The sequence below is a fragment of the Duganella lactea genome (genome assembly GCF_009857505.1).
Taxonomy (GTDB): Bacteria; Pseudomonadota; Gammaproteobacteria; order Burkholderiales; family Burkholderiaceae_D; genus Rugamonas; species Rugamonas lactea.
The window spans coordinates 70,018-95,074 of the sequence record NZ_WWCP01000018.1 but is presented as its reverse complement, the minus strand read 5'-3'; the positions used below and the strand labels follow the sequence as shown (position 1 = coordinate 95,074).

General features: G+C 65.1%; 20 protein-coding genes. 10 read left to right on the top strand and 10 right to left on the bottom strand.

Annotated elements, in window-relative coordinates:
* Window positions 1-3 precede the first annotated feature (3 nt).
* Entirely contained in the window at window positions 4-2,103 is a 2,100-nt protein-coding gene (locus GTP44_RS15760) for a bifunctional rhamnulose-1-phosphate aldolase/short-chain dehydrogenase (protein WP_161020180.1), read from the bottom strand.
* Between the two features lie 311 nt (window positions 2,104-2,414).
* On the opposite strand from GTP44_RS15760, the gene GTP44_RS15755 reads away from it, so the two are divergent.
* From GTP44_RS15755 to GTP44_RS15730, 6 genes are read left to right on the top strand one after another with little or no spacing between them, the layout of a single operon-like run.
* Window positions 2,415-3,281, top strand: coding sequence for a DeoR/GlpR family DNA-binding transcription regulator (locus GTP44_RS15755; RefSeq protein ID WP_161020179.1), 867 nt, complete (start codon window positions 2,415-2,417; stop codon window positions 3,279-3,281).
* Complete coding sequence (gene rhaS, locus GTP44_RS15750) at window positions 3,278-4,282, top strand: rhamnose ABC transporter substrate-binding protein (RefSeq protein WP_161020178.1); 1,005 nt, start codon at window positions 3,278-3,280, stop codon at window positions 4,280-4,282. Before GTP44_RS15755 ends, rhaS begins: the two co-directional genes overlap by 4 nt.
* 12 nt (window positions 4,283-4,294) lie before the next feature.
* Window positions 4,295-5,881 carry a sugar ABC transporter ATP-binding protein gene (locus GTP44_RS15745; protein ID WP_161020177.1) on the top strand — a complete coding sequence of 529 codons (1,587 nt, stop codon included), beginning with the start codon at window positions 4,295-4,297 and terminating at the stop codon, window positions 5,879-5,881.
* Window positions 5,878-6,876 carry an ABC transporter permease gene (locus tag GTP44_RS15740; RefSeq protein ID WP_161020176.1) on the top strand — a complete coding sequence of 333 codons (999 nt, stop codon included), beginning with the start codon at window positions 5,878-5,880 and terminating at the stop codon, window positions 6,874-6,876. Before GTP44_RS15745 ends, GTP44_RS15740 begins: the two co-directional genes overlap by 4 nt.
* Window positions 6,873-7,889, top strand: coding sequence for an ABC transporter permease (locus tag GTP44_RS15735; RefSeq protein WP_202424099.1), 1,017 nt, complete (start codon window positions 6,873-6,875; stop codon window positions 7,887-7,889). Before GTP44_RS15740 ends, GTP44_RS15735 begins: the two co-directional genes overlap by 4 nt.
* Window positions 7,886-9,259: an FGGY-family carbohydrate kinase gene (locus GTP44_RS15730; RefSeq protein WP_161020175.1), complete on the top strand. Its 1,374-nt coding sequence runs from the start codon at window positions 7,886-7,888 to the stop codon at window positions 9,257-9,259. Before GTP44_RS15735 ends, GTP44_RS15730 begins: the two co-directional genes overlap by 4 nt.
* Window positions 9,260-9,271: 12 nt before the next feature.
* Here the strand turns inward: GTP44_RS15730 and GTP44_RS15725 are convergent, their stop codons facing one another.
* The 9 genes from GTP44_RS15725 to GTP44_RS15685 form a co-directional block, all read right to left on the bottom strand.
* Window positions 9,272-10,084 carry a cyclase family protein gene (locus GTP44_RS15725; RefSeq protein WP_161020174.1) on the bottom strand — a complete coding sequence of 271 codons (813 nt, stop codon included), beginning with the start codon at window positions 10,082-10,084 and terminating at the stop codon, window positions 9,272-9,274.
* Between the two features lie 3 nt (window positions 10,085-10,087).
* Window positions 10,088-11,023: a VOC family protein gene (locus GTP44_RS15720; RefSeq protein WP_160989925.1), complete on the bottom strand. Its 936-nt coding sequence runs from the start codon at window positions 11,021-11,023 to the stop codon at window positions 10,088-10,090.
* 12 nt (window positions 11,024-11,035) lie between these two features.
* The gene (locus tag GTP44_RS15715) at window positions 11,036-12,196 is read right to left on the bottom strand and encodes an alpha/beta hydrolase family protein (protein WP_161020173.1); all 1,161 of its coding nucleotides are present in this window, start codon (window positions 12,194-12,196) and stop codon (window positions 11,036-11,038) included.
* Window positions 12,197-12,207: 11 nt separating this feature from the next.
* Complete coding sequence (locus tag GTP44_RS15710; RefSeq protein WP_161020172.1) at window positions 12,208-14,421, bottom strand: TonB-dependent receptor; 2,214 nt, start codon at window positions 14,419-14,421, stop codon at window positions 12,208-12,210.
* Window positions 14,422-14,643: 222 nt separating this feature from the next.
* A complete protein-coding gene (locus GTP44_RS15705; protein WP_161020171.1) occupies window positions 14,644-15,804 on the bottom strand; it encodes a Gfo/Idh/MocA family protein in 1,161 nt (386 codons plus the stop codon).
* Window positions 15,805-15,813: 9 nt separating this feature from the next.
* Window positions 15,814-16,872 carry a sugar phosphate isomerase/epimerase family protein gene (locus GTP44_RS15700; RefSeq protein WP_161020170.1) on the bottom strand — a complete coding sequence of 353 codons (1,059 nt, stop codon included), beginning with the start codon at window positions 16,870-16,872 and terminating at the stop codon, window positions 15,814-15,816.
* A 4-nt stretch (window positions 16,873-16,876) separates the two neighbouring features.
* Window positions 16,877-17,254, bottom strand: a complete 378-nt coding sequence (locus GTP44_RS15695; protein ID WP_160989920.1) for a C-glycoside deglycosidase beta subunit domain-containing protein — start codon at window positions 17,252-17,254, stop codon at window positions 16,877-16,879.
* A 12-nt stretch (window positions 17,255-17,266) separates the two neighbouring features.
* Window positions 17,267-18,256, bottom strand: a complete 990-nt coding sequence (locus GTP44_RS15690; protein WP_160989919.1) for a sugar phosphate isomerase/epimerase family protein — start codon at window positions 18,254-18,256, stop codon at window positions 17,267-17,269.
* A gap of 30 nt (window positions 18,257-18,286) precedes the next feature.
* Window positions 18,287-19,519, bottom strand: coding sequence for an MFS transporter (locus GTP44_RS15685; protein ID WP_161020169.1), 1,233 nt, complete (start codon window positions 19,517-19,519; stop codon window positions 18,287-18,289).
* A gap of 189 nt (window positions 19,520-19,708) precedes the next feature.
* Here GTP44_RS15685 and GTP44_RS15680 point away from each other — a divergent pair, with 189 nt between their 5' ends.
* The 4 genes from GTP44_RS15680 to GTP44_RS15665 are packed head-to-tail and all read left to right on the top strand — an operon-like array spanning window position 19,709 to window position 25,044.
* Entirely contained in the window at window positions 19,709-20,728 is a 1,020-nt protein-coding gene (locus GTP44_RS15680) for a LacI family DNA-binding transcriptional regulator (protein WP_160989917.1), read from the top strand.
* Window positions 20,729-20,741: 13 nt separating this feature from the next.
* Entirely contained in the window at window positions 20,742-21,650 is a 909-nt protein-coding gene (locus GTP44_RS15675) for a LysR family transcriptional regulator (protein ID WP_160989916.1), read from the top strand.
* A gap of 21 nt (window positions 21,651-21,671) precedes the next feature.
* Window positions 21,672-23,135, top strand: a complete 1,464-nt coding sequence (locus tag GTP44_RS15670) for an MFS transporter (RefSeq protein WP_161020168.1) — start codon at window positions 21,672-21,674, stop codon at window positions 23,133-23,135.
* Between the two features lie 16 nt (window positions 23,136-23,151).
* A complete protein-coding gene (locus GTP44_RS15665) occupies window positions 23,152-25,044 on the top strand; it encodes a glycoside hydrolase family 3 protein (protein ID WP_161020167.1) in 1,893 nt (630 codons plus the stop codon).
* Window positions 25,045-25,057 lie beyond the last annotated feature (13 nt).

The window sequence follows — 25,057 nt, the reverse complement described above, 5'->3', positions numbered from 1 at the left end:
TTCTTATCGGGTGAAGGCTGCGGCGTTGCCGGCATCCACGTTGATGATGTTGCCGGTGCTCTTGCCGGCCTTGTCGGAGGCCAGGAAATACACGGCTTCCGCGATGTCCTCCGGCAGCACGCTCAGTTTCAGCATGCTGCGCTGACGGTAGAAGTCTTCCACGTCGTCGGCTTCGATCTTGTTGGACTGGGCGCGTTCTTCCTTCCACTTGCCGTCCCAGATGCGCGAGCCGCGAATCACCGCGTCCGGATTGACCACGTTGACGCGAATGCCGTGCGGCGCGCCTTCCAGCGCGATGCAGCGCGCCAGGTGGATTTCCGCCGCCTTCGCGGTGCAGTAGGCCGACGCGCCGGCCGACGCCACCAGACCGTTCTTGCTGGCGACGAACACCATCGAACCGCCCAGTTTTTGCTGCTTCATGATGCGGAAGGCGGCGCGGCTGACCAGGAAGTAGCCCTTGACCAAGATGTCCTGGTTGCGGTTCCATACCTCCAGCGTGGTGTCTTCCAGCGGCGCCGACGAGGCGATGCCGGCGTTCGAAATCAGCAAGTCAACGCCGCCGAAGTTCAGCGACGATGCTTTCAGAATGTCGTCCACCGCGTCCTCGCCGGTGATGTTGGCGACCACGCTGGCGACAGCGTCCTTGCCGGCCACCTTGGCCAGATTCTTGTGCGCTTCAGACAGCGCTGCCGAATCGATATCGGTCAGCAGCACGCAGGCGCCCTCTTGCAGCAACTGTTTCGCCACCGCCTGGCCGATGCCGCCGGCGCCGCCGGTCACCAGCGCGATGCGGCCAGCCAGCGATTTCGGTTTCGGCATGCGTTGCAGCTTGGCTTCTTCCAGCAGCCAGTATTCGATGTCGAAGGCTTCCTGCTCCGGCAGGCCAACATATTTATCGACGCCATTCGCGCCACGCATCACGTTAATGGCGTTGACGTAGAACTCGCCGGCGATGCGCGCGGTGGCCTTGTCTTTGGCGAACGACAGCATGCCCACGCCGGGAATCAGGTAGATGATCGGATTGGCGTCGCGCACGGCCGGGCTGTTGCTGCGCTTGCAACGGTCGTAGTAGGCCTTGTAGTCGGCACGGTAGGCTTCCAGCGCGTCGTCCAGACCGGCCACCAGCTTGTCAAAGTCCGGCTTGGCCGGGTCGAAATCGACCACGAACGGACGAATTTTGGTGCGCAGGAAGTGATCCGGGCATGACGTGCCGAGCGCGGCCAGAGGTTGCAGGTCGCGGCTGCAGACGAATTCCAGCACCGCGTCCTGATCGTCGAAGTGGCCCAGCTTGAACTCATCCTTGCTGATCTTGCCGCGCAGGATGGGCATCAGGCGCGCGGCGAAATCGGCGCGCTGTTCGGCTGGCAGCGGCTGCGCGGCGGCGCCGCCGAACGATGGCTGCTTGACATTGGCGTCCAGCCAGTCGCCGGCGCGCTTGATGATGGCCAGCGTGGTCTCGTAGCAGGACTTGGCGGTGTCGCCCCAGGTGAACAGGCCGTGGCCTTCGAGAATGATGCCCTTCAGTTGAAGATTATTCTTCGACACCTCTTCCAGCTTCAGGCCCAGGTCGTAGCCCGGACGCTGCCATGGCAGCCAGCCCAGTTCGCCTTCAAAAATCTTTTGCGTCAGTTCCTTGCTGTTGGCGCAGGCGGCGATGGCGATCACCGAATCCGGGTGCATGTGGTCGACATGCTTGCGCGCGATGTAGGCGTGCAGCGGGGTGTCGATACTGGCGGCGCGCGGGTTCAGGTTGAAGGTGCAGTGTGGCAGGTAGCCGACCATCTCGTCTTCGTGCTCCAGGCCGCGATAACGGTTTTTCAGCGCGTTCAGCTTGTCCATGTACAGCGTCGAGAACCCGTCCAGCTTGATACTGCCGAGGTCGCCGCCCGAGCCTTTCACCCACAGCACTTCGACCTGCTCACCGTTGAGCGGGTCCGGCATCGTCACTTTTGCCGAGGTGTTGCCGCCGCCGAAATTGGTGATGCGCAGATCCGATCCGAGCAGGTTGGAGCGGTACAGCAGCAGTTCAGGTTCGCTCATTTGAGCGGCCTTGCTGTCGTCCCACAAAGAGCTGATCGGTTCTTTCTGCTTCGCTTGATTCATTGCTGATCTCCGTTGTTGATGTGTGCTTGGTGCGATGAGGGCCATTGGTGGCGATGGCAGCCAGTAGAAATCAGCAGGCCGGCGGGTGTCAATCGGCGAACGATCAAGATCATGATTAAGCGTTAAATAATCAAAATGGTGATTGGAGAAATCATGTGATGAGACACGTAACGCAAAACAATCACCGAGTTGATCATCCAATGATTGACGGCGGTTTTTGAAATGCATTAGCCTTGGAAACAATAAAGCAACATTTCGCGAGCGCGACGCATGCCGCCCGAAGTGATTGCACAAAACAACAGGAGACCATCGTGATCAAACACAAGCGCCGCAAGCGTTTGCTGAAACTGCTGGCCGAGCACCAGAGCGTGACCGTGCCGCAGCTGGTGACATGGCTGAGCTCATCGCCAGCCACGGTGCGGCGCGACATCGGCTGGCTGGCCGAGCGCAACCTGCTGACGCGCACGCGTGGCGGCGCCGCCAACCTGCCGCAAAAGGTGCGCGGGCTGGCCCACGCCAGCGAAACCTTCCAGAACAATATGCAGAACAACGCCGAGCGCAAGCGCGGCATCGCGCGCTGTGCGGCCGCCATGTGCGACGACGGCGAAACCATCATCATCAACGGCGGCACCACCACCTTCATGATGGCCGAGTTCCTGGTCGACAAACAACTGAAGATATTGACCAATTCCTTCCTGATGGCCGAGCGCCTGCTGACCACCAGCGAGAACGAAATCATCGTCCCCGGCGGCAAGGTCTATCGCGAACAGAACGTCATCCTCAGCCCGTTCGACAACGACATCACCCAGCACCACTACGCCGCCAAGATTTTCATGGGCGTCTACGGCGTCTCGCTGCTGGGCCTGCTGGAAGCCGACCCGCTGCTGATCCAGGCCGAGCAGCGCCTGATCAACCAGGCCGAACAACTGGTGGTGCTCGCCGACAGCTCCAAGTTTTCCTGCAAGGCGGGCCTGATCCTGTGCGGCCTGGGTCGCGTGTCCACCGTGATCACCGACACCCACGCCTCCGACGCCGCCGTGCAGCAGCTGGAGCAGAACGGCGTGCGCGTGGTCACCGTCGAACCGGAAGCCCTGCCCCCTGAAGCCGCGCCCGCCACCTACGGTAACGTTTTTGACTCGCAACTGGAAGCCTTGTACCAACCGGAGATTTCGCATTGAAACACTATCCATCCATCGCGGCCGTGCTGGCCGCCCTCGCCCTCCTAGTCGGTTGTGGCAAGCCGCCGGCCGATGAAAAGATCCGCATCGCCATGGTGGTCAAAAACCTGGGCAATGGTTTCTTCGACGCCGCGCACAACGGCGCCAGGCAGGCCGCCGGCGAGCTGAAAAACGTCGAAATCATCTACACCGGCCCGACCACGCCATCCGCCGAGGGGCAGATTGAAATCATCAACTCGCTGATCAGCCAGAAGGTCAACGCCATCGTCATTTCCGCCAACGACCCGAACGCGTTGGTGCCGATCGCCAAGAAGGCCATGGCGCGCGGCATCAAGGTGCTGTCGTTCGACAGCGGCCTGGCGCCGGAAGGCCGGCTGATGCAGCTGAATCCATCCAACGCCGAACTGATCGGCGCGAAGCAGATCGAGATGGCGGCCAGGGCGGCCGGCGGCAGCGGCGAAATCGCCATCCTGTCGGCCTCGGCGCAGGCGACCAACCAGAACATCTGGATCGGCGTGATGAAGAAGGTGCTGGAAAAACCCGAATATGCCGGCCTGAAACTGGTGGCCACCACCTACGGCGACGACCAGTCCGACAAGAGCTACCGCGAAGCGGTCGGCCTGCTGCGCAGCTATCCTCACCTGAAGGTGATCATTTCGCCGAGCACGGTCGGCATCAACGCCGCCAGCAAGGCGGTGGTTGACGAGGGGCTGGTCGGCAAGGTCGCCGTTACCGGCCTCGGCCTGCCGTCCGAAATGGCCGGCCACGTCAAGAGCGGCGCGGTGCGCGAGTTCGCGATCTGGAATCCGATCGACCTCGGCTACACCATCACTTACGCCGCCTACGACTTCGTCAAGGGCGATCCGGCGGCCAAGCCGGGCGGTAGCGTCAGCGCCGGCCGCATGGGCAAGATCGCGCTGGACGCCAACGGCGATGGCGCGATGGCGCCGCCGTTTGTCTACGATAAGAGCAACGTCGATCAGTTCTCCAGTATTTTTTAAGCGGATAGTTTTATGCAGATGAATCTCATGGCGGCCCCGGCCCCTGTTCCAGCCCCGAACACGCCAGGCCGCGCTCCGCTCGACCGCCAGGCGGCGCCGGTGCTCAAGCTGTCCGGCATCAGCAAGCGTTTTGCCGGCATTGTGGCGCTCAACCAGGTGTCGCTCAGCGTCCGTCCGGGCGAAGTGATGGCCCTGATCGGCGAGAACGGCGCCGGCAAGTCGACGCTGGTGAAAACCCTGACCGGCATCTATCAGCCGGACGAGGGCGCGCTGGAACTTGACGGCAAGCCGCTGCGCTTCAGTAGCGCGCAGGACGCCACCCGCGCCGGCATCACCGCCGTGCACCAGGAAAGCGTGATGTTCGACGAGCTGACGGTGGCGGAGAATATCTACGTCGGCCGCCACCCGCGCCGCGCCGCCGGCCGCATCGACTGGCGCCGCATCGAGGCCGAGGCCGAGCAGCTGTTTGAGCGGCTGGAGGTGGCACTGCCGGTGCGCGCCCGCGTCAAGGACCTGAGCGTGGCGCAGCGCCACTTTGTGGAGATCGCCCGCGCCCTGTCGCAGGATGCGCGGGTGGTGATTCTGGACGAGCCGACCGCCGCGCTGTCGCAGCGCGAGATTCAGGAGTTGTACCGCATCATCGATCAATTGCGCGCCGCCGGCACCGCCGTCATCTTCATCTCGCACAAGTTCGACGAGATCTATGCGGTGGCCGACAGCTACACCGTGCTGCGCGATGGCCAGTTCGTCGCCGAAGGCGCCTTGAACGACATCAGCGAACAGGAACTGGTGGCGCTGATGGTGGGCCGCGCCGTGCATCAGGCCTACCCGAAGGCCGATGTCACGCCCGGCGAGGTGCTGCTGGCGGTGGACGGCTTCTGCCATCCGACCGAGTTCCAGGATGTCAGCTTCCAATTGCGCCGGGGCGAGATCCTCGGCTTCTACGGCCTGGTCGGCGCCGGCCGCTCGGAGGTGATGCAGGCGCTGTTCGGGCTCAGTCCGGCGGCGCGCGGCAAGGTGACGCTGGATGGCCGCGAGATCAACATCGGCTGCCCTGCCGACGCCATCAAGCACGGCATCGCCTATGTGCCGGAAGACCGGCAGCAGCAAGGCGCGCACCTGTCGCTGCCGATCCTGCACAACATCACGCTGCCGATCCTGAATCAACTGGGCTTTCTGCTGCGCGGACGGCGCCAGCAGGAAAACGCGGTGGCGCGCCACTTTGCCGAACAGCTGGAACTGAAGGCGCACAACCTGTGCCAGCTGGTGTCCGAGCTGTCCGGCGGCAATCAGCAGAAAGTGGTGCTGGGCAAGTGGCTGGCCACCAAGCCGCGCGTCATCATCCTCGACGAGCCGACCAAGGGCATCGATATCGGCGCCAAGGCGGCCGTGCACCGCTTCGTCGCGCAACTGGTCACGCAGGGACTGTCGGTGATTCTGGTGTCGTCCGAACTGCCGGAAGTGCTGGGACTGGCGGACCGCGTGGTGGTCATGCACCAGGGCCACATCATCAATGAATACCGCCGCGCCGAGGCCACGCCGGAAATCGTGGTGGCGGCGGCGTCGGGCGTGCAACTGGCCGCCGGGGAGCAGCAATGACATTTCTGAAATTACGCGAAGTACAGCTGGCGCTGCTGACGGTGGCGCTGATCCTGCTGGTCGGCTGGCGCGCGCCGGTGTTCCTCAGCGGCGGCAGCCTGGCCAATCTGCTGACCGATTCCACCCTGCTGATCATGATGGCGCTGGCGCAGATGCTGGTGCTGGTGACACGCGGCGTCGACCTGTCGGTGGCCTCTACCCTGGCACTGTCCGGCATGCTGGCGGCGCTGCTGGCCTCGCAGCATCCGGAACTGCCACTGCTGCTCGTGATGTTGACGGCGGCCGGCATCGGCTTGCTGCTCGGTCTGGTCAACGGCTACCTGATCGGCTATCTGCAACTGCCGCCGATCGTCGTCACCTTGGGCACCATGAGCGTTTATCGCGGGCTGGTGTTTGTGCTGTCCGGCGGCGCCTGGGTGTCGTCGCACCAGATGCCGCCCGAGTTCATTGCCTTCCCGCTGAGCCGCCTGTTCGGCCTGACACACCTGGTGTGGATCGCCGCCGTGGCGGTGCTGGCGGCCTGGTATCTGGCGCGGCACAGCCGTTTCGGCCGCGACCTGTACGCCATCGGCAACGAACCGGCGTCGGCGCGCTATGTCGGCATTCCAATCGCGCAGCGCTTGCTGTGGACCTACGGCCTGTCCGGCCTGATGGCGGGCCTGTGCGGCTATCTGTGGGTGGCGCGCTACGCCGTGGCCTACACCGAGATCGCCTACGGCTTTGAATTCACCGTCATCGCCGCCTGCGTGATCGGCGGCATCAGCATCGCCGGCGGCAGCGGCAGCGTGGCGGGCGCCGTGCTGGGCGGCCTGTTCCTGTCGGTGATCGGCAATGCGCTGCCGGTGGTCAAGGTGTCGCCGTTCTGGCAAGGTGCGCTGACCGGCGCCATCATCCTCACGGCCGTGCTGATCAATTCGCGCGGCGGCCTCGGCAAAGGGCGACAGATTCTGCCGCTGCACAAGATCCAGCCGCAGGCGCGCAGGAGTGGCACTTGAACCAGACCGTCCTCACTTCCGTGGCACACACGTCACGCTACGTCATCGCCGACCAGCCGGTGTTCTGCCTGCGCACCGCGCTGGGCAGTTGGGAGATGCTGTTGCTCCTGCTGCTGGCGATCGCCTTCACGGTCAACGGCGCGCTGCTGCCGACCTTTCTCGATCCGTACAACCTGGCGGACGGCACCTTCAACTTCAGTGAAAAGGCGCTGATCGCGCTGCCGATGGCGCTGCTGATCATCATCCGCGAGATCGATATTTCGGTGGCCGGCATCCTGGCGCTGGCGTCGGTGGCGATGGGCATGGCGCACAGCGCCGGCGCGCCGCCGGCGTCGCTGCTGCCGATCGCGCTGGCCACCGGCATGGCGTGCGGCTGCCTTAACGGCTTGCTGGTGACGCGCTTCGCGCTGCCATCGATTGTGGTGACCATCGGCACGGTATCGCTGTTCCGCGGCCTGGCCAGCGTGGTGCTGGGCGATAAGGCCTACACCGGCTATCCGCAAATCATGGCGGACTGGGGCCAGGGCTATTTCTTTGACTTCATCCCGCGCGAGTTCGTGCTGCTGCTGGTGCTGGCGGCGGGGTTCGCGCTGATGCTGCACGCGACCGCGTGGGGACGCCGCATCTACGCCATCGGCAACAATCCGGTGGCGGCGCGCTTCTCCGGCATTCCGGTGGAGCGCTACCGGCTGGCGCTGTTCGTGCTGACCGGCCTGATGGCCGGCCTGGCGGCCTGGCTGCTGACCGGCCGCATCGGCAGCACCCGGCCGAATATCGCCATGGGCTGGGAACTGGAAGTGATCACCATGGTGATTCTTGGCGGCGTCAGCATTGCCGGCGGCGCCGGCACCATGGGCGGCGTGCTGCTGGCGGTGCTGACGCTGGGCACGGTCACCTATGGCCTGTCGCTGGCGAATATTCCGGGCATCTACATGACCATCGTGGTCGGCGTGCTGCTGCTGGTGACCATCGCCCTGCCGCGTCTGCTGCGCGGCAAGAAGGTGGCCAAATGAGCGCCACCATCGTACTGGACATCGGCAAGACCAACGTCAAGCTGGTGCTGCTCGATCAAGGCGGCGCCACGCTGGCCAGCCGCCGCATGCCGAACGCGGTGCTGCGCGACGGTCCCTATCCGCGTCACGACACCGAGCGCATCTGGAACTGGATGCTGGACACGCTGCGCGAGTTGGGCGACATCGCGCCGGTAGCGGCGATTGTGCCGGTCACACACGGCGCCACCGCCGCATTGGTGGACGACAACGGACTGGTGCTGCCGGTGCTGGATTACGAGTACGAGCCGCCGGCCGCCCAGCTGCAACACTACGCCGCACTGCGCCCCGCCTATGAATCGACGCATTCACCGCAACTGCCGGCCGGCCTGAACCTGGGGCGCCAACTGGCGTGGCTGGCGCATGCCTTCCCGGATGATTTCAGCCGGGCGCGTCAGATTCTGATGTATCCGCAATACTGGGCCTGGCGCCTGTCCGGCGTGGCCGCCAGCGAGGTGACCTCGCTCGGCTGCCATACCGACTTGTGGCAACCGGCGCGGCAGGATTATTCGTCGCTGGTTGATGGCATGGGCTGGCGCGGGCTGTTTCCGCCGATGCGGCCGGCCTGGGAAGCGCTGGGCACGCTCACGCCGGAGGTGGCGGCGCACAGCGGCCTGCCGTCCAGTTGCCAGGTCATCTGCGGCATCCATGACAGCAACGCCTCATTGCTACGCCACCTGCCTGTGGGTGGCCAAGGGGAACCGCTGACCGTGCTGTCGACCGGCACCTGGGTGATCGCCGCCGCCATCGGCATGCCGCTGGACGGATTGCGTGAAGAGGCCGACATGCTGGCCAACAGCAATGCGCTGGGCCAGCCGGTGGCCTGCATGCGCTTCATGGGCGGGCGCGAATTTGCCGAACTGGCCGGCGCCGAGCCGCAAGTCTGCGGCATCGACGATCTGCAAGCGCTGATCGACCAGGACAGCATGGCGCTGCCCTGCTTCGCGGCCGCCGGCGGTCCGTTCGCCGGCCGCGCTGGCCGCATCGACGGTCCGGCGCCGCACAGCCGCCAGCAAGCCTACGCGCTGGCCACGCTGTATTGCGTGCTGATGAGCGACTACTGTCTGACCGCGCTCGGCGCCAGCGGGCCGGTGGTGGTGGAAGGCAGTTATACCGATAATCCGCATTTCGCCCCGCTGCTGGCGGCGCTGCGCCCGCAGCAGTCCATCGCTTCCTCCAGCGACACCAGCGGCACCAGTTGCGGCGGCTGGATGCTGCATCACTGGGGCACGGCGCCGCAAGGTGGCAACGCGCTGGCCACGCCCTTGCAGCTGCGCGGCTGGCAGGAATATCGCCAGCGCTGGCTGGCCAAGTCGCAGCCCGGCGGTACTTGAGGATGCCGTCCGTCAGCCGCGCGGCAGCGCCAACAGCGCGTCATCGACGATGGCCACGGCGCGGGTCCAGCCGGCCGAACCGGCGCGCACCTTGTGCGGAAAGCAGCTGACGTAGAAGCCGTGTCCCGGCAACGCCTCCAGATTGTGCAGCTTCTCCAGGTGACAGTAGCCGATGTCCCGTCCGGCCTTGTGGCCTTCCCAGATCAGCGCCTTGTTGCCGGTTTCGGCGACCTTCTTGGCGGTGTAGGAAAACGGCGCGTCCCAGCTCCAGGCGTCGGTGCCGGTCAGACGCACGCCGCGCTCCAGCAGATACATAGTGGCCTCATAGCCCATGCCGCAGCCGGCCGACACGTAATCGTTGTGACCATAGCGGCTGCCAGCGCGGGTGTTGACCATGACGATATCGAGCGGCTGCAGCACATGGCCGATGCGCGCCAGTTCCGCCTCGACGTCGGCCGCCGTCGCCACATAGCCGTCCGGGAAATGACGGAAGTCCAGCTTCACGCCCGGCTGGAAGCACCACTCCAGCGGCACCTGGTCGATGGTGATCGAGGCCTTCTTCTCGCCGTTCTTCGCGTCCATCGTCGAATGGAAGTGGTACGGCGCGTCGAGGTGGGTGCCGCTATGGGTCGTCATGGTCACCCACTCGGCGGCCGCCGCCTCGCCATCCGGGTAATCCTCGGCGGTGGTGCCGGGGATCATGGCGATGAACTCGTGCAGCGTATCGGTGTGCTTCTGGTAGGTGATCTTCGGCGCCAGCGGCGGCGGGTCGGACAGCACCTCGTTTTCCAGGAAAATCGACAGGTCGATGAATTGACGGCTCATGGCTTACCCCTTGGCCGCTGGCGGTGGCGGGCCGCCCGGCGCCCACTTCTCGCGCGACTGGAACAGGAACAGCTGCGACGCGTCGGCGCTCATCGGCGCCTGGCGCGCCACCCAGGATTCGTCATGGGTGTCCATGTCGGCGTCGTATTCAACATGGCAGCCCAGCGGGCTGTTGAAGTACCAGAACCAGTTGGACCCCATCTTGTGGCGTCCCGGTCCCCAGAACGACTGATAACCCTTGTTGACGAAGCGGGTGCCGGCCAGCATGACTTCGGTCGGACCGCCCATGTGGAAGGTAAAGTGCTCGCACCCCTTCATGAACGGCGGCGTCTGGATCATGAACAGCGTGTGATGGTCGTCGGTGCCGCCCGGACGCAGGAACGGCCCGGCGCCCAGCAGACGGTCGGTGCAGCGGAAGCCAAGGCGCTCGCAGTAGAAGGCTTCCGCCTTCGCCGTATCCGGCACAAAGTACACCACGTGCGACAGCGAGCGCGGACGCACTTCCGCGTTTTCGTCCACCGCAGGGACATTGATCGCGCGGCGCACCGAGGCGCCCGGCGCGTTGATCGCTTCGGCGCGCAGGTCGAGCGGCTTGCGTACCGTGACCTGGAAGCCCAGCGCAAAGCCCATGTCGTCCTGGGTTTCGATACTGCCGTCGGCCAGCTTGCGCACCTCGCGGTCGCGCGCCAGTTCATCCACAATGGCCGACAGCGTCTGCTGGTCGGCCACGCCGTAAATGGTTTTGCGCAGCATGCTGGCGCTACCCAATGACGGCGGCAGCTCCGCGCTGTCCTTGTGGGCGATGACGATGGCGGTGCCGTCCAGCGCTTCGAAACGGCCGCCGCCGGCAGGAATCAGGCCGTAGTCGGTCAGGTACTGGCTGCAGGCGGCAACGTCGTCGACGCCGAATACGAGTGCGTCTGGTCCTATGATATTCATACTGGCTCCTTGTTAAAGTGCGGTGCGGCCGCCCAGGGTTTCGGCGACCCAGTCGGCGATGTAGGCGCCGGCGTTGGCGGAATTGTCAAAGCTGGAGTGCTGCACGCCGCCTTCACGCTCGGTGAAAATCTTCAGTTCGCGTTTCGGGCTGTTGACCAGTTGATCGTAGGTGCGCTGCGCCCAGTGCAGCGGGATCTGCGAGTCCTTCTCGCCATGCGTGACCAGGAACGGCACCTCGACGCGCTGCAGCACACCGTCCAGATGCACCTGTTCGGCGTTGGCCATGAAGTCGTCCATGTCCTTGGCGCCCCACACCCAGCGGACATGCTCCCAATAGTGCGGCACCGGGAAGCTGCCCTCTTTCGCCAGGCGCTTTTTCTGCACGTCGCGCCAGTCGTGATTGGCGCCCCACACCACGCCGCAGGCGAAGCGCGGCTCGAAGGCCACCGCACGCGGGCAGTAGTAGCCGCCCAGCGATACGCCCTCCAGGCCGATGCGTTTCGGGTCGATGTCGTTGCGTGTCTCCAGCCAGTCGACAATCTTGCTGGCCCAGCGTTCGCTGTCGTGGACGGCGGTCAGACCATGCAGGCGCAATGCCTCGCCGGTGCCCGGCTGGTCGACCACCAGCGAGGAGACGCCGCGCTGCGCCAGCCAGCGTGGCAGGCCGACGCGGTACTTCATCTCCTTGGTCGAATCCAGGCCGTTGACCTGTACCAGTATCGGCGCCGGGCCATCGACGCCCTCGGCGCGCACCAGCAAGCCGGAAAGATATTGGTCACCGTAAGGAATTTCGACCCGCTCGCAGTTCTCGCCGGCCAGCCGCAGGCCTTGGGCGAACACCTCCAGGAAGCGCTGATACAACGCCACCCGGCCCGGCGCGCCATGCGCCTGCAGGCGCTCGGCGGTCAGGTAGTAGGTGGCGGCGCGGCCGTATTTTTCGCCGGCGGAGATCAGGCGGCCGCGCGCCTCGTCTTCCGCCGCCAGCTCGCACAGCTTGTCGGCCATGCGTGACCAGGTGGCGCGGAAGGCTTGCGTGCCGGCGGCGTCGGGCTGCCTGGCGGCCTCCTGCAACGGGGCGCACATCTCCTCGATTTCGCCGATGCGCGCGCCCATCTCGATGGCCAGATCGACCGAGAGATTCCAGACGTAGTTGGTGGGGAAGTACTTAAACATGGTTCTCCGGCTTAGAAGTTATACGCCGCGCGCACACCATAGGTACGCGGGTCGCTGATGAAGAAGGAACCCGGCACGCGGCTCTGCAAAGTGATTTCGTTCTCGATGTTCTTGACGAACAGCTGCACGTTCCACTTGGCGTCCGGGCTTTCGTAACCGATCGACGCATCCGACTTGTGGAACGACGGCTGGCGATAACGGATGTCCTGGGTCGGGTCGCTCAGGTAGTACGAGGTCGAATGGCGGGTGTTGAGATTGGCCGTGACCTCGCCGCCGTTGGACAGCGGGAAGTGGTGGGTATAGCCCAGCGCGATGGTGGTCGATGGCGCGCGGTCCAGCTTCTTGCCCGAGTAGTCGATAGTGCTCGAAGGATGGTAGTCCTTGTAGTGCGCATCGGTGCTGGCGGCGGTGGCGCGCAGCTCGCCGTTGTCGCCGACTTTCAGCTTGCCTTCCAGTTCCGCGCCCTTGACCACCGAGTTGGCCGCGTTGCTGGTGAACGAGTGGCAGGTGGCCGGATCGTTGGTGCGGCAAGTGGTAATGGTCATCTGCTGGTTCTTGTAGTCGTAGTAGAACACGTTGGCCGACACCTGCAGATGGTTTTCAAGGAAGCGTCCCTTGACGCCGGTCTCGAAGGACTTCAGCGTCTCCGGCTGGTAGATGCCGGTGTCGCGCTCGGCGTTGAAGCCGCCCGATTTGTAGCCGGTCGAGACGCTGGCGTACAGCATCACGTTGCGCATCAGATCATGGTCGATACCGACCTTCCAGCTGGTGTTGTTGAAGCTGACGTCCTCGGAATACGCCTTCGAGCTGGTGGTCGCCGGTGGCGTGGCCGCCTCGCCGCTCAACGGGTCATAGCCGGACTTGCGGTCCTTGGTGTAGCGCAGCCCCATGGTCAGGCGGGTGTCTTCGCGCAGCGAATAAGTCGCCTGACCGAATACCGCCTTCGATTTATTGTTGATCGACGCCAGGAACGGCAGGTTGACGACCAACTGGCCGAATGGCGCGGTGACGTAGGTATTGTATTGGGCGTCGCGGAACACGCTCTCGTCGAAGTGGTAGAAACCGGCCACCCAGCGCAGCGCGCCGTTGCCGGTGGAGTTCAGACGGAATTCGTGCGACAGCGCCTTGGAGTCGCCGTTATTGCTGTTGGTGAATGGGAAACCAAAGTACACGCCATTGTTGGTCTGATTGGTGTGCATGCGCATCTGCGCCGCCTGATAGGTCAGCTCGGTGCCGGCCAGCACGGTCTTGAATTCGGCCCGCAGCGAATTGGCGAAGTTGTCGCGCGGCTTGGTGTTATCCGCCTTGAACTCCCAGCCGGCGGTGCGCTGGGCATCGGCGCCGCGGTCAACGTACACCGGATTGAGCAGATCGTTGCCACGCCCCGGCGCGGTGAACGGCAAGGTGCCGGTCGGCGTGCCGTTGAAGAAGTTCGTCAGCGGCACCGGCGACACGCCGCCGCCGCCGATCTTGTTGTGCTCCGCGGTCAGCAGCAGGCTGGTGTCGGCATTGAATTTGCCCAGCAGGTGCAGGCGCGCCGACTGGTCGTCCTGGCTCTCCAGCGGAATCTTGTTCGGGCCCGGATTCAGGTAGGTATCGTGCTTGTTGGCGTTGAGCGCGGCGCGGAAGGCCCAGACATCGCCCAGCGGAATATTCAGCACGCCATCATAACGGCGCGTGTTGTAGTTGCCCAGCTCAAAGCCGACCTTGCCTTCCAGCTTGCGGGTCGGCTTGTTGGTGATCAGGTTGATCGCGCCGGCGGTGGCGTTACGGCCGTACAGCGTGCCCTGGGGGCCGCGCAGAACCTCAATCCGGTCCAGATCATAGAAGGCCACGGCCTGCGCCTCGTAGCGCGGCACATACGCGCCATCGATATGGAAGGCGGCCGACGGGTCGCCCTTCTCGGTCATGTCCAGGCTGGTGACGCCGCGGATCGAGACCTGCAACATGCCGCTTTCCTGGGCGATTTCGACGTTCGGCAGCGTGGCCGCCAGCGCGCGTGGATCGACGGTGCCGGCGTTCTTCAAGTCCTCGCCCGAGACCACCGACAGCGCCAGCGGCGTCTTGCTGGCCGGCTGGGCGATTTTTTGTGCGGTAATGATGACCTCGGTGAGGCCGGTGTCTTTCTTGTCGTCCGCCTCCGCTGCCGCGGCCAGGTTGAAGGTGGAGATGGCGCCGATGGCGAGCAGTGCGCTGGCGATGGAAGTGAGCTGTGGTTTATGCATGAAAGTCTCCTGATTTGCGCGGCGCTCTGTCGGCGCCGCTCTGGTTGAGTATGCGTAAAAATGATAGGCGTTTTCCCAGTTATTCCTCCAGCCTATTGTTTGGATAGCTGACATTCGTCCGCCGGATAGCAGCCCCAGCGGGGAAATCTCTTACCCACCAAAAAAACAGCCCCGTCAATTGCCTGACGGGGCCGAAGGGTGGTGCTGCTCGGACGGCGACGGTCAAGTACGTAGCGCCGTCCAGACACCACCGGAGAGAGACGATTGCTGCACCGTTTCGATGAACAGCACGCCGCGCAAGCCGTCATCGATGGTCGGGAAATGCGCCGGGCCCGGATCGCCGCCGTGCCGTCGCGCCAGCAGATGACTGGCGATCTCGCTGTACAACGCGGCAAAGGCGTCGATATAGCCCTCCGGATGGCCGGCTGGAATGCGGCTGACACGCGCGCCGGCCGCGTTCATCGCGCCGCTGCCACGGGTGAGGATGCGGGTCGGCTCGCCCAACGGCGTCCAATGCAGCTCGTTCGACTGCTGCTGCGCCCACTCGATGCCGCCAGCGCTGCCGAACACGCGGATGCGCAGCTCATTGGCGCAACCCGGCGCCACCTGGCTGGCCCACAGCATGCCGCGCGCGCCGCCCTCGTAACGCAGCAACACCTGCACGTCGTCGTCGATGACACGACCCGGCACGAAGGAACTCAGTTGCGCCGCCAGCGCCTCCAGCCGCAAGCCGGTGATGGCGTCCGCCAGTTGCCACGCGTGCGAGCCGATATCGCCGATGGCGCCGCCGCCGGCCTTGGCCGGATCGGTGCGCCATGCCGCCTGTTTCTGCCCGCTCTGCTCCAGAGGAGACGCCAGCCAGTCCTGCGCATACTCGACCTGTACCACCCGGATCGTGCCCAGCGCACCCTCGCGCACCATCTGCTGCGCATGGCGCACCATCGGATACGCCGAGTAGTTGTGGGTGACGGCGAACAGCAGGCCACGCTCTTCGGCCAGCGCCTTGAGCGCGCGCGCATCGTCGCTGTTGGTGGTCACCGGCTTGTCGCAGATGACGTGGATGCCGGCTTCGAGAAAAGCGCGCGCCACCGGCGCGTGCATATGATTCGGCGTGACGATGCACACCGCCTCGATGCCGTCCTCGCGGACGCTTTCGGCACGCGCCATCTGCAGGTAATCGTCGTAGATGCGCTCCGGGTCGAGGCCCAGCGCCAGGCCGGAACGCTGCGCCGCGTCGGCGCGGGACGACAAGGCCCCGGCCAGCAACGCGTAACGGTCGTCGAAGCGCGCCGCATGGCGATGCACGGCGCCGATGAAAGCGCCCTCGCCACCGCCGACCATGCCGAGCCGCACGCGCCCCGGGAATGAGGAATCGTGTTGCATGCCCGCTCCTCAGCCTATGCCCAACATGCGCAGATTGCGCTGCGGGTCCGCGCCGCTGCCGGCAAAATCGTCGAACGCCTTGTCGGTGACGCGGATGATGTGATCGCGGATGAAGGCCACACCTTCGGCCGCGCCCTGCTCCGGGTGTTTGAGGCAGCATTCCCATTCCAGCACCGCCCAGCCTTTAAAGCCGTACTGCGCGAACTTGGAGAAGATGGCCTTGAAATCGACCTGGCCATCGCCTAGCGAGCGGAAACGGCCGGCGCGCTCGGTCCACGGCTGATAGCCGGAGTACACACCCTGGCGCGCATCGGGACGGAATTCGGCGTCCTTCACGTGCATCACCTTGATGCGCTCGTGATAGCGGTCGATGAAGCCCAGGTAGTCGAGCTGCTGCAACAGGAAGTGCGACGGATCATAGGCGATCGACAGCCGCGGATGATGCTGCACGCGCTCCAGCAGCATCTCGAAGGTGGCGCCGTCGAACAGGTCTTCGCCCGGATGCAGCTCGAACGCCAGATCGACGCCCGCCTCGTCATATGCGTTCAGGATCGGCAGCCAGCGCCGCGCCAGCTCATCGAACGCCGACTCGATCAGGCCCGCCGGACGCTGTGGCCAAGGGTAGACGAACGGCCACGCCAGCGCACCGGGAAAGCTGATCGACGCGTCCAGTCCGAGGTTGGCCGAGGCCTGCGCCGCCAACAGCATCTGCTGCACCGCCCATTGCTGGCGCGCCTGCGGCTTGCCACGCACTTCGGCCGGCGCGAAGCCGTCGAACGCCTCGTCGTAGGCCGGATGCACCGCCACCAGCTGGCCCTGCAAGTGGGTACTGAGCTCGGTGATGGCGACGCCGTTCTGGCGCGCGATGCCGGCCACCTCGTCACAGTAATTCTTGCTCTCCGCCGCCAGCTTCAGGTCGAACATGCGGGCGTCGTTGGTCGGCAACTGCACGCCACGGTAGCCCAGATCGCCGGCCCAGCGCGTGATCACGTCCCAACTGTTGAACGGCGCCTGCTCACCCATGAACTGCGCCAGGAAGATGGCCGGCCCCTTGATGGTGGTCGCCATGATCTTAACCCGCGACGGTGGCGCTGACGGTGCAACTGGTGACCGGGCTCCAGGGCAGATACGAAATCCGCAACTGCACCGCCGCCGTCACCGTGTGCTCGCCGGCCGTCAGTCCGCCCGGCTGCAGCACCGACACCTCGGCCACCTCGCCGAACTCCCAACGCTCGTCATAGGTGGTTTCGAGCTGCGCCAGCGTGTAGGTCTTGCCGCGCACGGTGAAGCGCACGTTCTCACGCGGCACCTGCACGCCGTCCACGGTCAGCGCCACGTCCTCCACGGCAGACAGGATCTGGCCGCGATAATACGGCAGCCGCGCGCCCAGGCGCCAGCCATCGCTGGTGTTTTCCACGCTGCCCGGATAAATGATGTGTTGATCGTACATATCTGCTTTCCCTTACGCTTCGCCCAGCAGGCGCTTGAACATTGCTTGTTGACGGCGCACCTGCTCGCGGCCATCGACCTCAAAGGCATCCTCGATGTGACGCTGACCTTCGTATTCGCTCGACAGGTGGCCGTCGTAACCGCCCTCGATCAGCACCGGAATGATTTCCTCATACGGAATCGCCGGCTCCTTGCCGCTGTCGTCGATTTCGTAGAACTTGGCGTGGATGTTGAAGATCCATGGCATGAACTCCAACATACGGCGTGGATTGCTCCAGATATTGTGGCGCAGCGTCTCGGCCATTTGCAGGTCGACCGCGTTGCCGCCCAGCTTGCGCACATCCATCAGCACATAGTCGGCCAGCACGCGCGCGGCATGCGCTTCCAGAATGAATTCCACAATCTTCGGCGTCGCGCCGTTACGCAGGAAGCGGTCGCGGAACACCGGCGGGTAGTTCTTGGTGTACATGCCCATGTCCGGCACATAGCCAACGTGATCGGAGCCGGTGGCGCGGGTCAGCTCGGTGTAGCGCAAAATCCATGGATGGTCGAAGTGGAACGGCGAATGCACCTCGATGCCCATGCGTACATCGAGCTGCTCGGCCAGCGGCACGCAGGCCACCACCACTTCCGGCGGCGTGTTGACGATGACGCGCACATTGCGGCAGCCAACGCGCTTGGCGAAGTGCAGATCGCGCTTCAGCGAGGCCACCATCTCCTCGAAATTGAGCTTGCGATCCTTGTACAGCTTCACGTCCAGGAACATGTCGTGGCATTGCGCGTAGGCGCCGTGCCGCTCCAGCGACGCGAACCAGCCGTCGATCTGCGCTTGCGGCACATTGGGAAAGCCGGTGAACGATTGTTCGCTGACCACTTCGATGCCGCGCGCGCCAAGGCCGGCGGCGTGGGCGATGCAGTCGTCCAGATTCATCTTGCGCAGGAACGTCTCGTACTGGTAGCTGTAGAGCGAGACACCGCGCTTGATGCTGTGTTGAGTATTCATACTATGGACCTCGGTTAAGTCAAACAAAAATCAAAGAACGGCGCTCGACGACGGCGCCGCCGGCGCGCGCCAGCGCAGCAGGCAGGCCAGCAGCGCGCAGGCGGCGGCGATCAGGCCGAAGGCCAGGAAGGCGCCTTGCAGGTTGCCGACATAGCCGCGCATCAGGTTGACCACGGCCGGCGACAGGAACTGCGCCACGAAGAAGGAACTGGCCCACCAGCCCATGCCGCGGCCACGGTGCTCAAAAGAGAACTTACTCTGCGTCCAGGCGATCAGCGCCGGCACGATGATGCCGTTGGCCAGCTGCTGCACAAAGGCGAAGGCCAGCGCCGTCTGGTAATCCGGCGCCATGCCGATGCCGCCCAGGCCAATCGCGTAGCCGAGGAACACCAGCACGATCTGCGCGCCGGCGCCGTAGCGGGTGGTCAGCTTGAACAGCACCGCGCCGATCGGCACGCCGATGCTGGGCAGCGCCATGCTCAAACCGATCGATTTCGGATCGGCCAGGCCCAGTTCTTTCAGCAGTAGCGAGAAGTTAATCACCTGCACGTAGTAGATGGTCGACAGCACCACCGTCACGCCGCACACCATCAACGCCGTCATGGTGGGGAACGGCGTGGTGGCCGCCGTCTGGCCGGCGGCTTGCTTGCGCGGCTCGGGCTCGAACAGGAAGGCCAGGCTGGCCAGCAGGATAGGAATGGCGACCGCATACACCAGGAACGGATATTGCCAGCCCTGCGCCGCCAGGAAGCCGGAGCTGGCGATGGTGACGGTGCCCAGCACCGAACCGACCACACCCTGAATCATCAGCCAGCGGTGGCGCTCCTTCTCTTCGTAATAGTCGGCCAGCAGGGTGTTGACCACCGTGAGCACGCCGGCTTCGCCGACGCCGATCACCACGCGGCCGGCCACCACGGCCCAGAAATTATCGATGGCGAACGGCATCAGGCCGCCGGCGCCATAAAACGCCATCGACCACAGCAGCAAGCGGCGGCGGCCAAAGCGGTCGGCAATGGCGCCGGCGGCTGGCGCGAACAGGGCGATGCAGGCGCTCGGCGCGGTGATCAGCAGCGGCACCATCAGTCTGGCGTTCGGCACGTCGTGGAAGTGCGCCAGCAGCGTGGGCAGGGTCGGCGCCAGCGCGATAATCGCCATCACCGGCAGGAAGCCGGAAAACACCAGTATCCAGCCCTGGCGCCAGTCGGCTTTTCGTGGCGCCGCCGGCGCACCTCCCTGCCCTTGCGGGTATTCAGAACTACGCATTGTCTGTCTCCTATTGTTGTTTGCCTGTCTATGCAGGAAAATCTATACGGCAAAAAATGATAACGCTTTCCCACCTTGCCGTTTTGGCTTTTTACCGATATGTCGTATTCATATCTTGGATACCCGGGAATGTATTGCAACGGGCGGTTTTCGGCTATATTAGGAAAACTTTTCCCATCTTTACATCCGATGTCCGTTAAAACCAATAAAGCCAAGGCGTCCGCCACCGCATCCATCTCCGCCGTGGCCGAACATGCCGGCGTGTCCATCGCCACCGTCTCGCGCGTGCTCAACGGTACCAAGGCGGTCAACGCCGACACCCGCGCCCGGGTCGAGGCGGCGGTCGGGGCGCTGGGCTACCGCGCCAACGCGCTGGCGCGCAGCCTGATGCGCGGCGAAACGCGCTTGCTGCTGGTGCTGGTGCCGGACTTCGCCAATCCGTATTTCGCCGAAATCGTCAAAGGCGTGGAATCGGTGACCCGCGAGAACGGCTACGGCCTGGTCATCGCCGAGGCTTCGCAAACGCTGTCGCGCGACAGCGCCGCCCTCGACTCGCTGTACAACCGCATGGCGGACGGCGTCATCAGCCTGGCGCGCTTCGCCGACCTCAAGCCGCTGCTGCAGGAAATCCCCGATCTGCCGTGGGTGGCCTGCTCGGAATTCGTCGACGACAGCGACGTGCCCAGCGTCAGCATCGACCACCGCCAGGCCGCCATTGACGCGGTGCAGTACCTGCTCAACCGCGGCCACCAGCGCATCGCCCTGCTCAGCGCCAGCGAGGACTACCGCTGGGCGCGCCAACGCCATGCCGGCTACGAGTTCGCGCTGCGGCGCGCCAACATCCCGATCGAGCCGCAACTGGTGCGGGTGGCGCGCGGCACCGACTATGTACACGGCATGGACGCGGCCGGCGCGCTGCTGGCGATGGAACAGCCGCCCACCGCCGTGTTCGCCGTGGCCGACACGCTGGCCATCGGCGCCATCAAGGCCTTCCGCCGCGTCGGCCGGCGCGTGCCGGAAGACGTCGCGGTGATGGGCTTCGACGATATCCCGGTAGCCCAAGTGTTCGAGCCGGCGCTGACCACCATCGCCCAGCCGGTGCGCGAACTGGGCGCCGCCGCCGCCCAGCTGCTGCTCAAGCGCCTGGCCGGCGGCGCCAGCGAGTCGCTCACGCTGGACCACGCGCTGATCGTGCGCGCCTCGGCCTGATTGCGGAGCCCACATGCGCTTCAATAAACTCGATCTCAACCTGCTGGTGGCGCTGAACGCGCTGCTGACCGAGCGCAACATCAGCCGCGCGGCGGAAAAGCTGTACCTGAGTCAGCCCGCCACCAGCGGCGCGCTGTCGCGCCTGCGCGCCTATTTCAACGACGAGCTGCTGGTGCCGTCCGGCCGCCAGCTGATGCTGACGCAGCGCGCCAAGGAGCTGGTGGACCCGGTGCGCGAGGTGCTGATGCGCATCGACACCACCATCGCCGCCCAGCCGCAGTTCGATCCGGCGACGGAGTCGCGCGTGTTTACGCTGCTGGTGTCCGACTACACCTCCACGGTGCTGATCCCGACCCTGCTGGCCGAACTGTATCGGGAGGCGCCCAATCTGCGCATCCGCCTGCGCAACCAGGCCGAGCGTCCGGACGAGGTACTGGAACAGGGCGAGGCCGATTTCCTGGTGATCCCGTCGCAATACCTGGCCAAGGACCATCCGTCGGCCGCGCTGTTCGAGGAAGATTACCTGTGCGTCACCTGGGAAGGCAACTCGCGCGTCAAGGAGCGCCTCACCTTCGACGACTACCTCGCCTGCGGCCACGTGATCGCCACCTTTGAGCACACCAACCCGCTGTCCACCTTCGACGGCTGGTTCATGGAAAGCTTCGACGTCAAGCGCCGGGTCGAGGTCACCGCGCCGACGCTGAGCGCCCTGCCCTCGATGGTGATCGGCACTGACCGCATCGCCACCGTGCACCGCCGCATCGCGCTGCGCGCCCAGGCCACGCTGCCGATCAAGGTCTGGGAACCGCCGCCGCGCATACCGCGGCTGGTGCAGATGCTGCAATGGCACAAGCACCGCAGCAACGATCCGGCCATCCGCTGGATACGCGACAAAATCGTCACCGCCGCCGCCGGCGTCTAAACCAATATCAAAGGAAAACCGATGCACCACGCCGTTTCAGGTACGGAGGGCAGCGCCTACGCCGCCGCCGCCGCGTTCTCGCCGCGCCGCCGCCAGCTCGCCCTGGTGGCGGTGGCGCTGGCCTTCGTCATGGACTTGCTCGACACCACCATCGTCAACGTCGCCATTCCGTCGATCGGCAGCACCATCGGCGCCGACCGCGCCGCGCTGGAATGGATCATCGCCGGCTACGCCACCGCCTTCGCGGTGCTGCTGATCGTCGGCGGCCGGTTGGGCGACAGCTACGGCTACCGCCGCATGTTCCTGTTGGGGATAACGTTGTTCACACTGACCTCCATGGCCTGCGGCCTGGCGCCGGACGCGCTGTCGCTGCAGATCGCGCGGGTGCTGCAGGGGGCGACGGCGGCCATGATGGTGCCACAGGTGATGGCGCTGGTGCAGGTGATGTATCCGCCCGAGCAGCGCTACAAGGTCTATACGGTGTTCGGTTTTCTTGGCGGCTTCTCGGCCGCGCTGGGGCCGATCATCGGCGGATTGCTGATCGACGCCAACTGGTTCAACCTGGGCTGGCGGCTGACGTTCCTGATTAATCTGCCGATAGGCTTATTCAGTTTGGTCGCCGGGTGGCGCTTGCTGCCGCCGGGCCGTGGTGTCAACGCCGTGCCGGTGGACGTGATCGGCGCGGCGCTGTCGGTACTGGTGCTGTTTGCCCTGCTGGGACCGTTGATCGAGGGGCCCGAACATGGCTGGCCGGTCGGCCTGATCATGCTGCTGATCGCCACCGTTCCGCTGGCCTGGGGCGCGCTGCGCTACCTGCGCTGGCGCCAGGCCGCGCGCGGCGACGCGCTGGTGCCGCCGTCGCTGTTCAAGCTGCGCAAGGTGGCGCTCGGCCTGATCTGCACGCTGAGCATCAATCCCATCCTGCCCGGCTACCTGCTGGTCATGACCTTCGTGCTACAACAAGGCATCGGCCTGAGCGCCTTGCAGATGGCCTACGCCTGCGCCCCGATCGCCCTCGGCGCCATGGGCGGCATCACGCTGATCGGACCAAGGCTGTTCAAACTGCTGGGCGTGCGCGTGATGATGGTCGGCCTGGCCATCACCAGCACCAGCCTGTGTCTGGCCGCTTGGTCGGTGTACGGCGGCGCGCTGCAATACTGGCCGCTGCTGGTGGCGCAGTTCGGCATGGGACTGGGCATGGGGTTGTGCGGGCCACAACTGTCCAACGCCACCTTGCAGGATGTGCCGATGTCGGACGCCGGCGTCGCCGCCGGGCTGCTGACGGCGGTACAGCAAGTCGCCGCCGCGCTCGGCGTGGCGCTGGCCGGTCTGGTATTCTTTCACCGCCAGCCAACGGCCTTGGCCGCCGCCGCGCACTACGCGCAAGCGTATCTGCACGTGTTGCCGCTGTTCGCCGGCCTGGTGATGATCGCCATGGCCGGTGCCCATCGCCTGGCCAGGGTCATGGGCGCCAGCCGTCATTAAAACAAAGGAGACTTTTATGCCCCTGCTTTATTTGCCGCTGCTGGCGGCCAGCCTGCTCACGGTGGACGGCCAGCAGTTCCGTGACCTGAACCACAATGGCCGCCTCGATCCCTACGAAGACTGGCGCCTGTCGCCCGCCGAGCGCACGCGCGATCTGGTGGCGCGGATGACGCTGGAGGAAAAAGCCGGCACCATGATCCACGGCACCGTGCCGCTGGCCACCGGCGGCAAGCAGCTGGACGGCGCCGCCGCCGCCGCGCTGATCGGCAAAAAACACCTCAACACCCTGATCACCCGCCAAAGCGGCGATGCGGCCGCGCTGGCGGCGGCCAACAATACGCTGCAAGCCTCGGCGGAACGCACGCGCCTCGGCATACCGGTCACCGTCAGCACCGATCCGCGCAACCAGTTCCAGCACACCGTGGGGCAAAGCGTGGCCGCTGGCTCCTTCTCGGCCTGGCCCGACCCGCTGGGGATGGCCGCCATCAACGATCCAGCGCTGACGGCGCGCTTTGGCGACATCGTGCGCCAGGAATATCTGGCGGTCGGCATCCGGCAAGCCTTGTCGCCGCAGGCCGATCTCGCGACCGATCCGCGCTGGTCGCGCGTCGCCGGCACCTTCGGCGAGGACGCGGCCATCGCCGGCCGGCAGGTGCAGGCATATATCCAGGGCGTGCAAAACGGCGCCGACGGCGTGCGCGCCGGCAGCGTGGTGGCGGTGGTCAAGCACTGGGCCGGCTATGGCGCCGCCAAGGATGGCTGGGACAGCCACAACCCCTACGGCAAACACATGACCTTCCCGTCGGCGAATTTCGCCTACCACCTCAAGCCTTTCGACGGCGCCTTTGCCGCCAAGGTGGGCGCCGTCATGCCCACCTACTCGATGCCGGATGGCGAAGTGACGGTGGAAGGCGTCACGCTGGAGCGCGTCGGCGGCGCCTTCAACCAGCCGCTGATCGATGGTCTGCTGCGCCGAAACAGGGGCTTTGACGGCGTGGTCCTCAGCGACTGGGCGGTGACCAGCGATTGTGCCGAGGACTGCGCCGAAGGCATTCCCAAAGGCGCCAATCCGTTCGCCTACTTCGCCAAATGGGGCACGCCGTGGGGCGTCGAACAGCTCAGCCCACGCGCGCGCATGGTCAAGGCGGTGCGGGCCGGCGTCGACCAGTTTGGTGGCACCGAGGCGTCCGAACTGCTGGTCGAGGCGGTCAACGCGGGAGAACTCGGCGTGGAAGATCTGAACCGCGCGGCCAGCCGCATCCTGCTGCAAAAATTCCAGCAAGGCTTGTTTGAAGCGCCGTTCGTCGATGAACAACAAGCGGCGGCGCGCGTCAACACCCCGGCAGCGCAACAGCAGGCGCTGGACGCGCAACGCCGCTCGCTGGTGCTGTTGCAGAACAAGGACCGCATCCTGCCGCTGGCCGGCGGCAAGCGGGTGTACCTGCACGGCGTCGACGCCAAGGTGGCGCAGCGCTATGGCATGCGGGTGGTTGACGCGCCGGAGCTGGCCGATGTCGCCATCATGCGCGTGGCCGCGCCATCGCAGATGCTGCACCCGAATTACATTTTTGGCGCCATGACGCACGAAGGCAATCTGGAATTCGGTGACGACAACGCCGACTACGCGGCCATCAAGCGTAGCGCCGCCAAAGTGCCGACCATCGTCACCATTTATCTGGACCGTCCGGCGGTGTTGACCAACATCGTCGACAAGGCCGCCGCCGTGGTGGCCAATTTCGGCGTCAGCGATATCGCCCTGCTCGACGTGCTGACCGGTCGCAGCGCGCCGCAAGGCAAGCTGCCAATCGAACTGCCCTCGTCCGACGCGGCGGCGGCCGCCCAACGCTCCGACCTGCCGCACGACAGCGTCAAGCCGCTGTTCCCGTTCGGCCACGGTCTGTCCTACTAAGCGTGAACGAAAA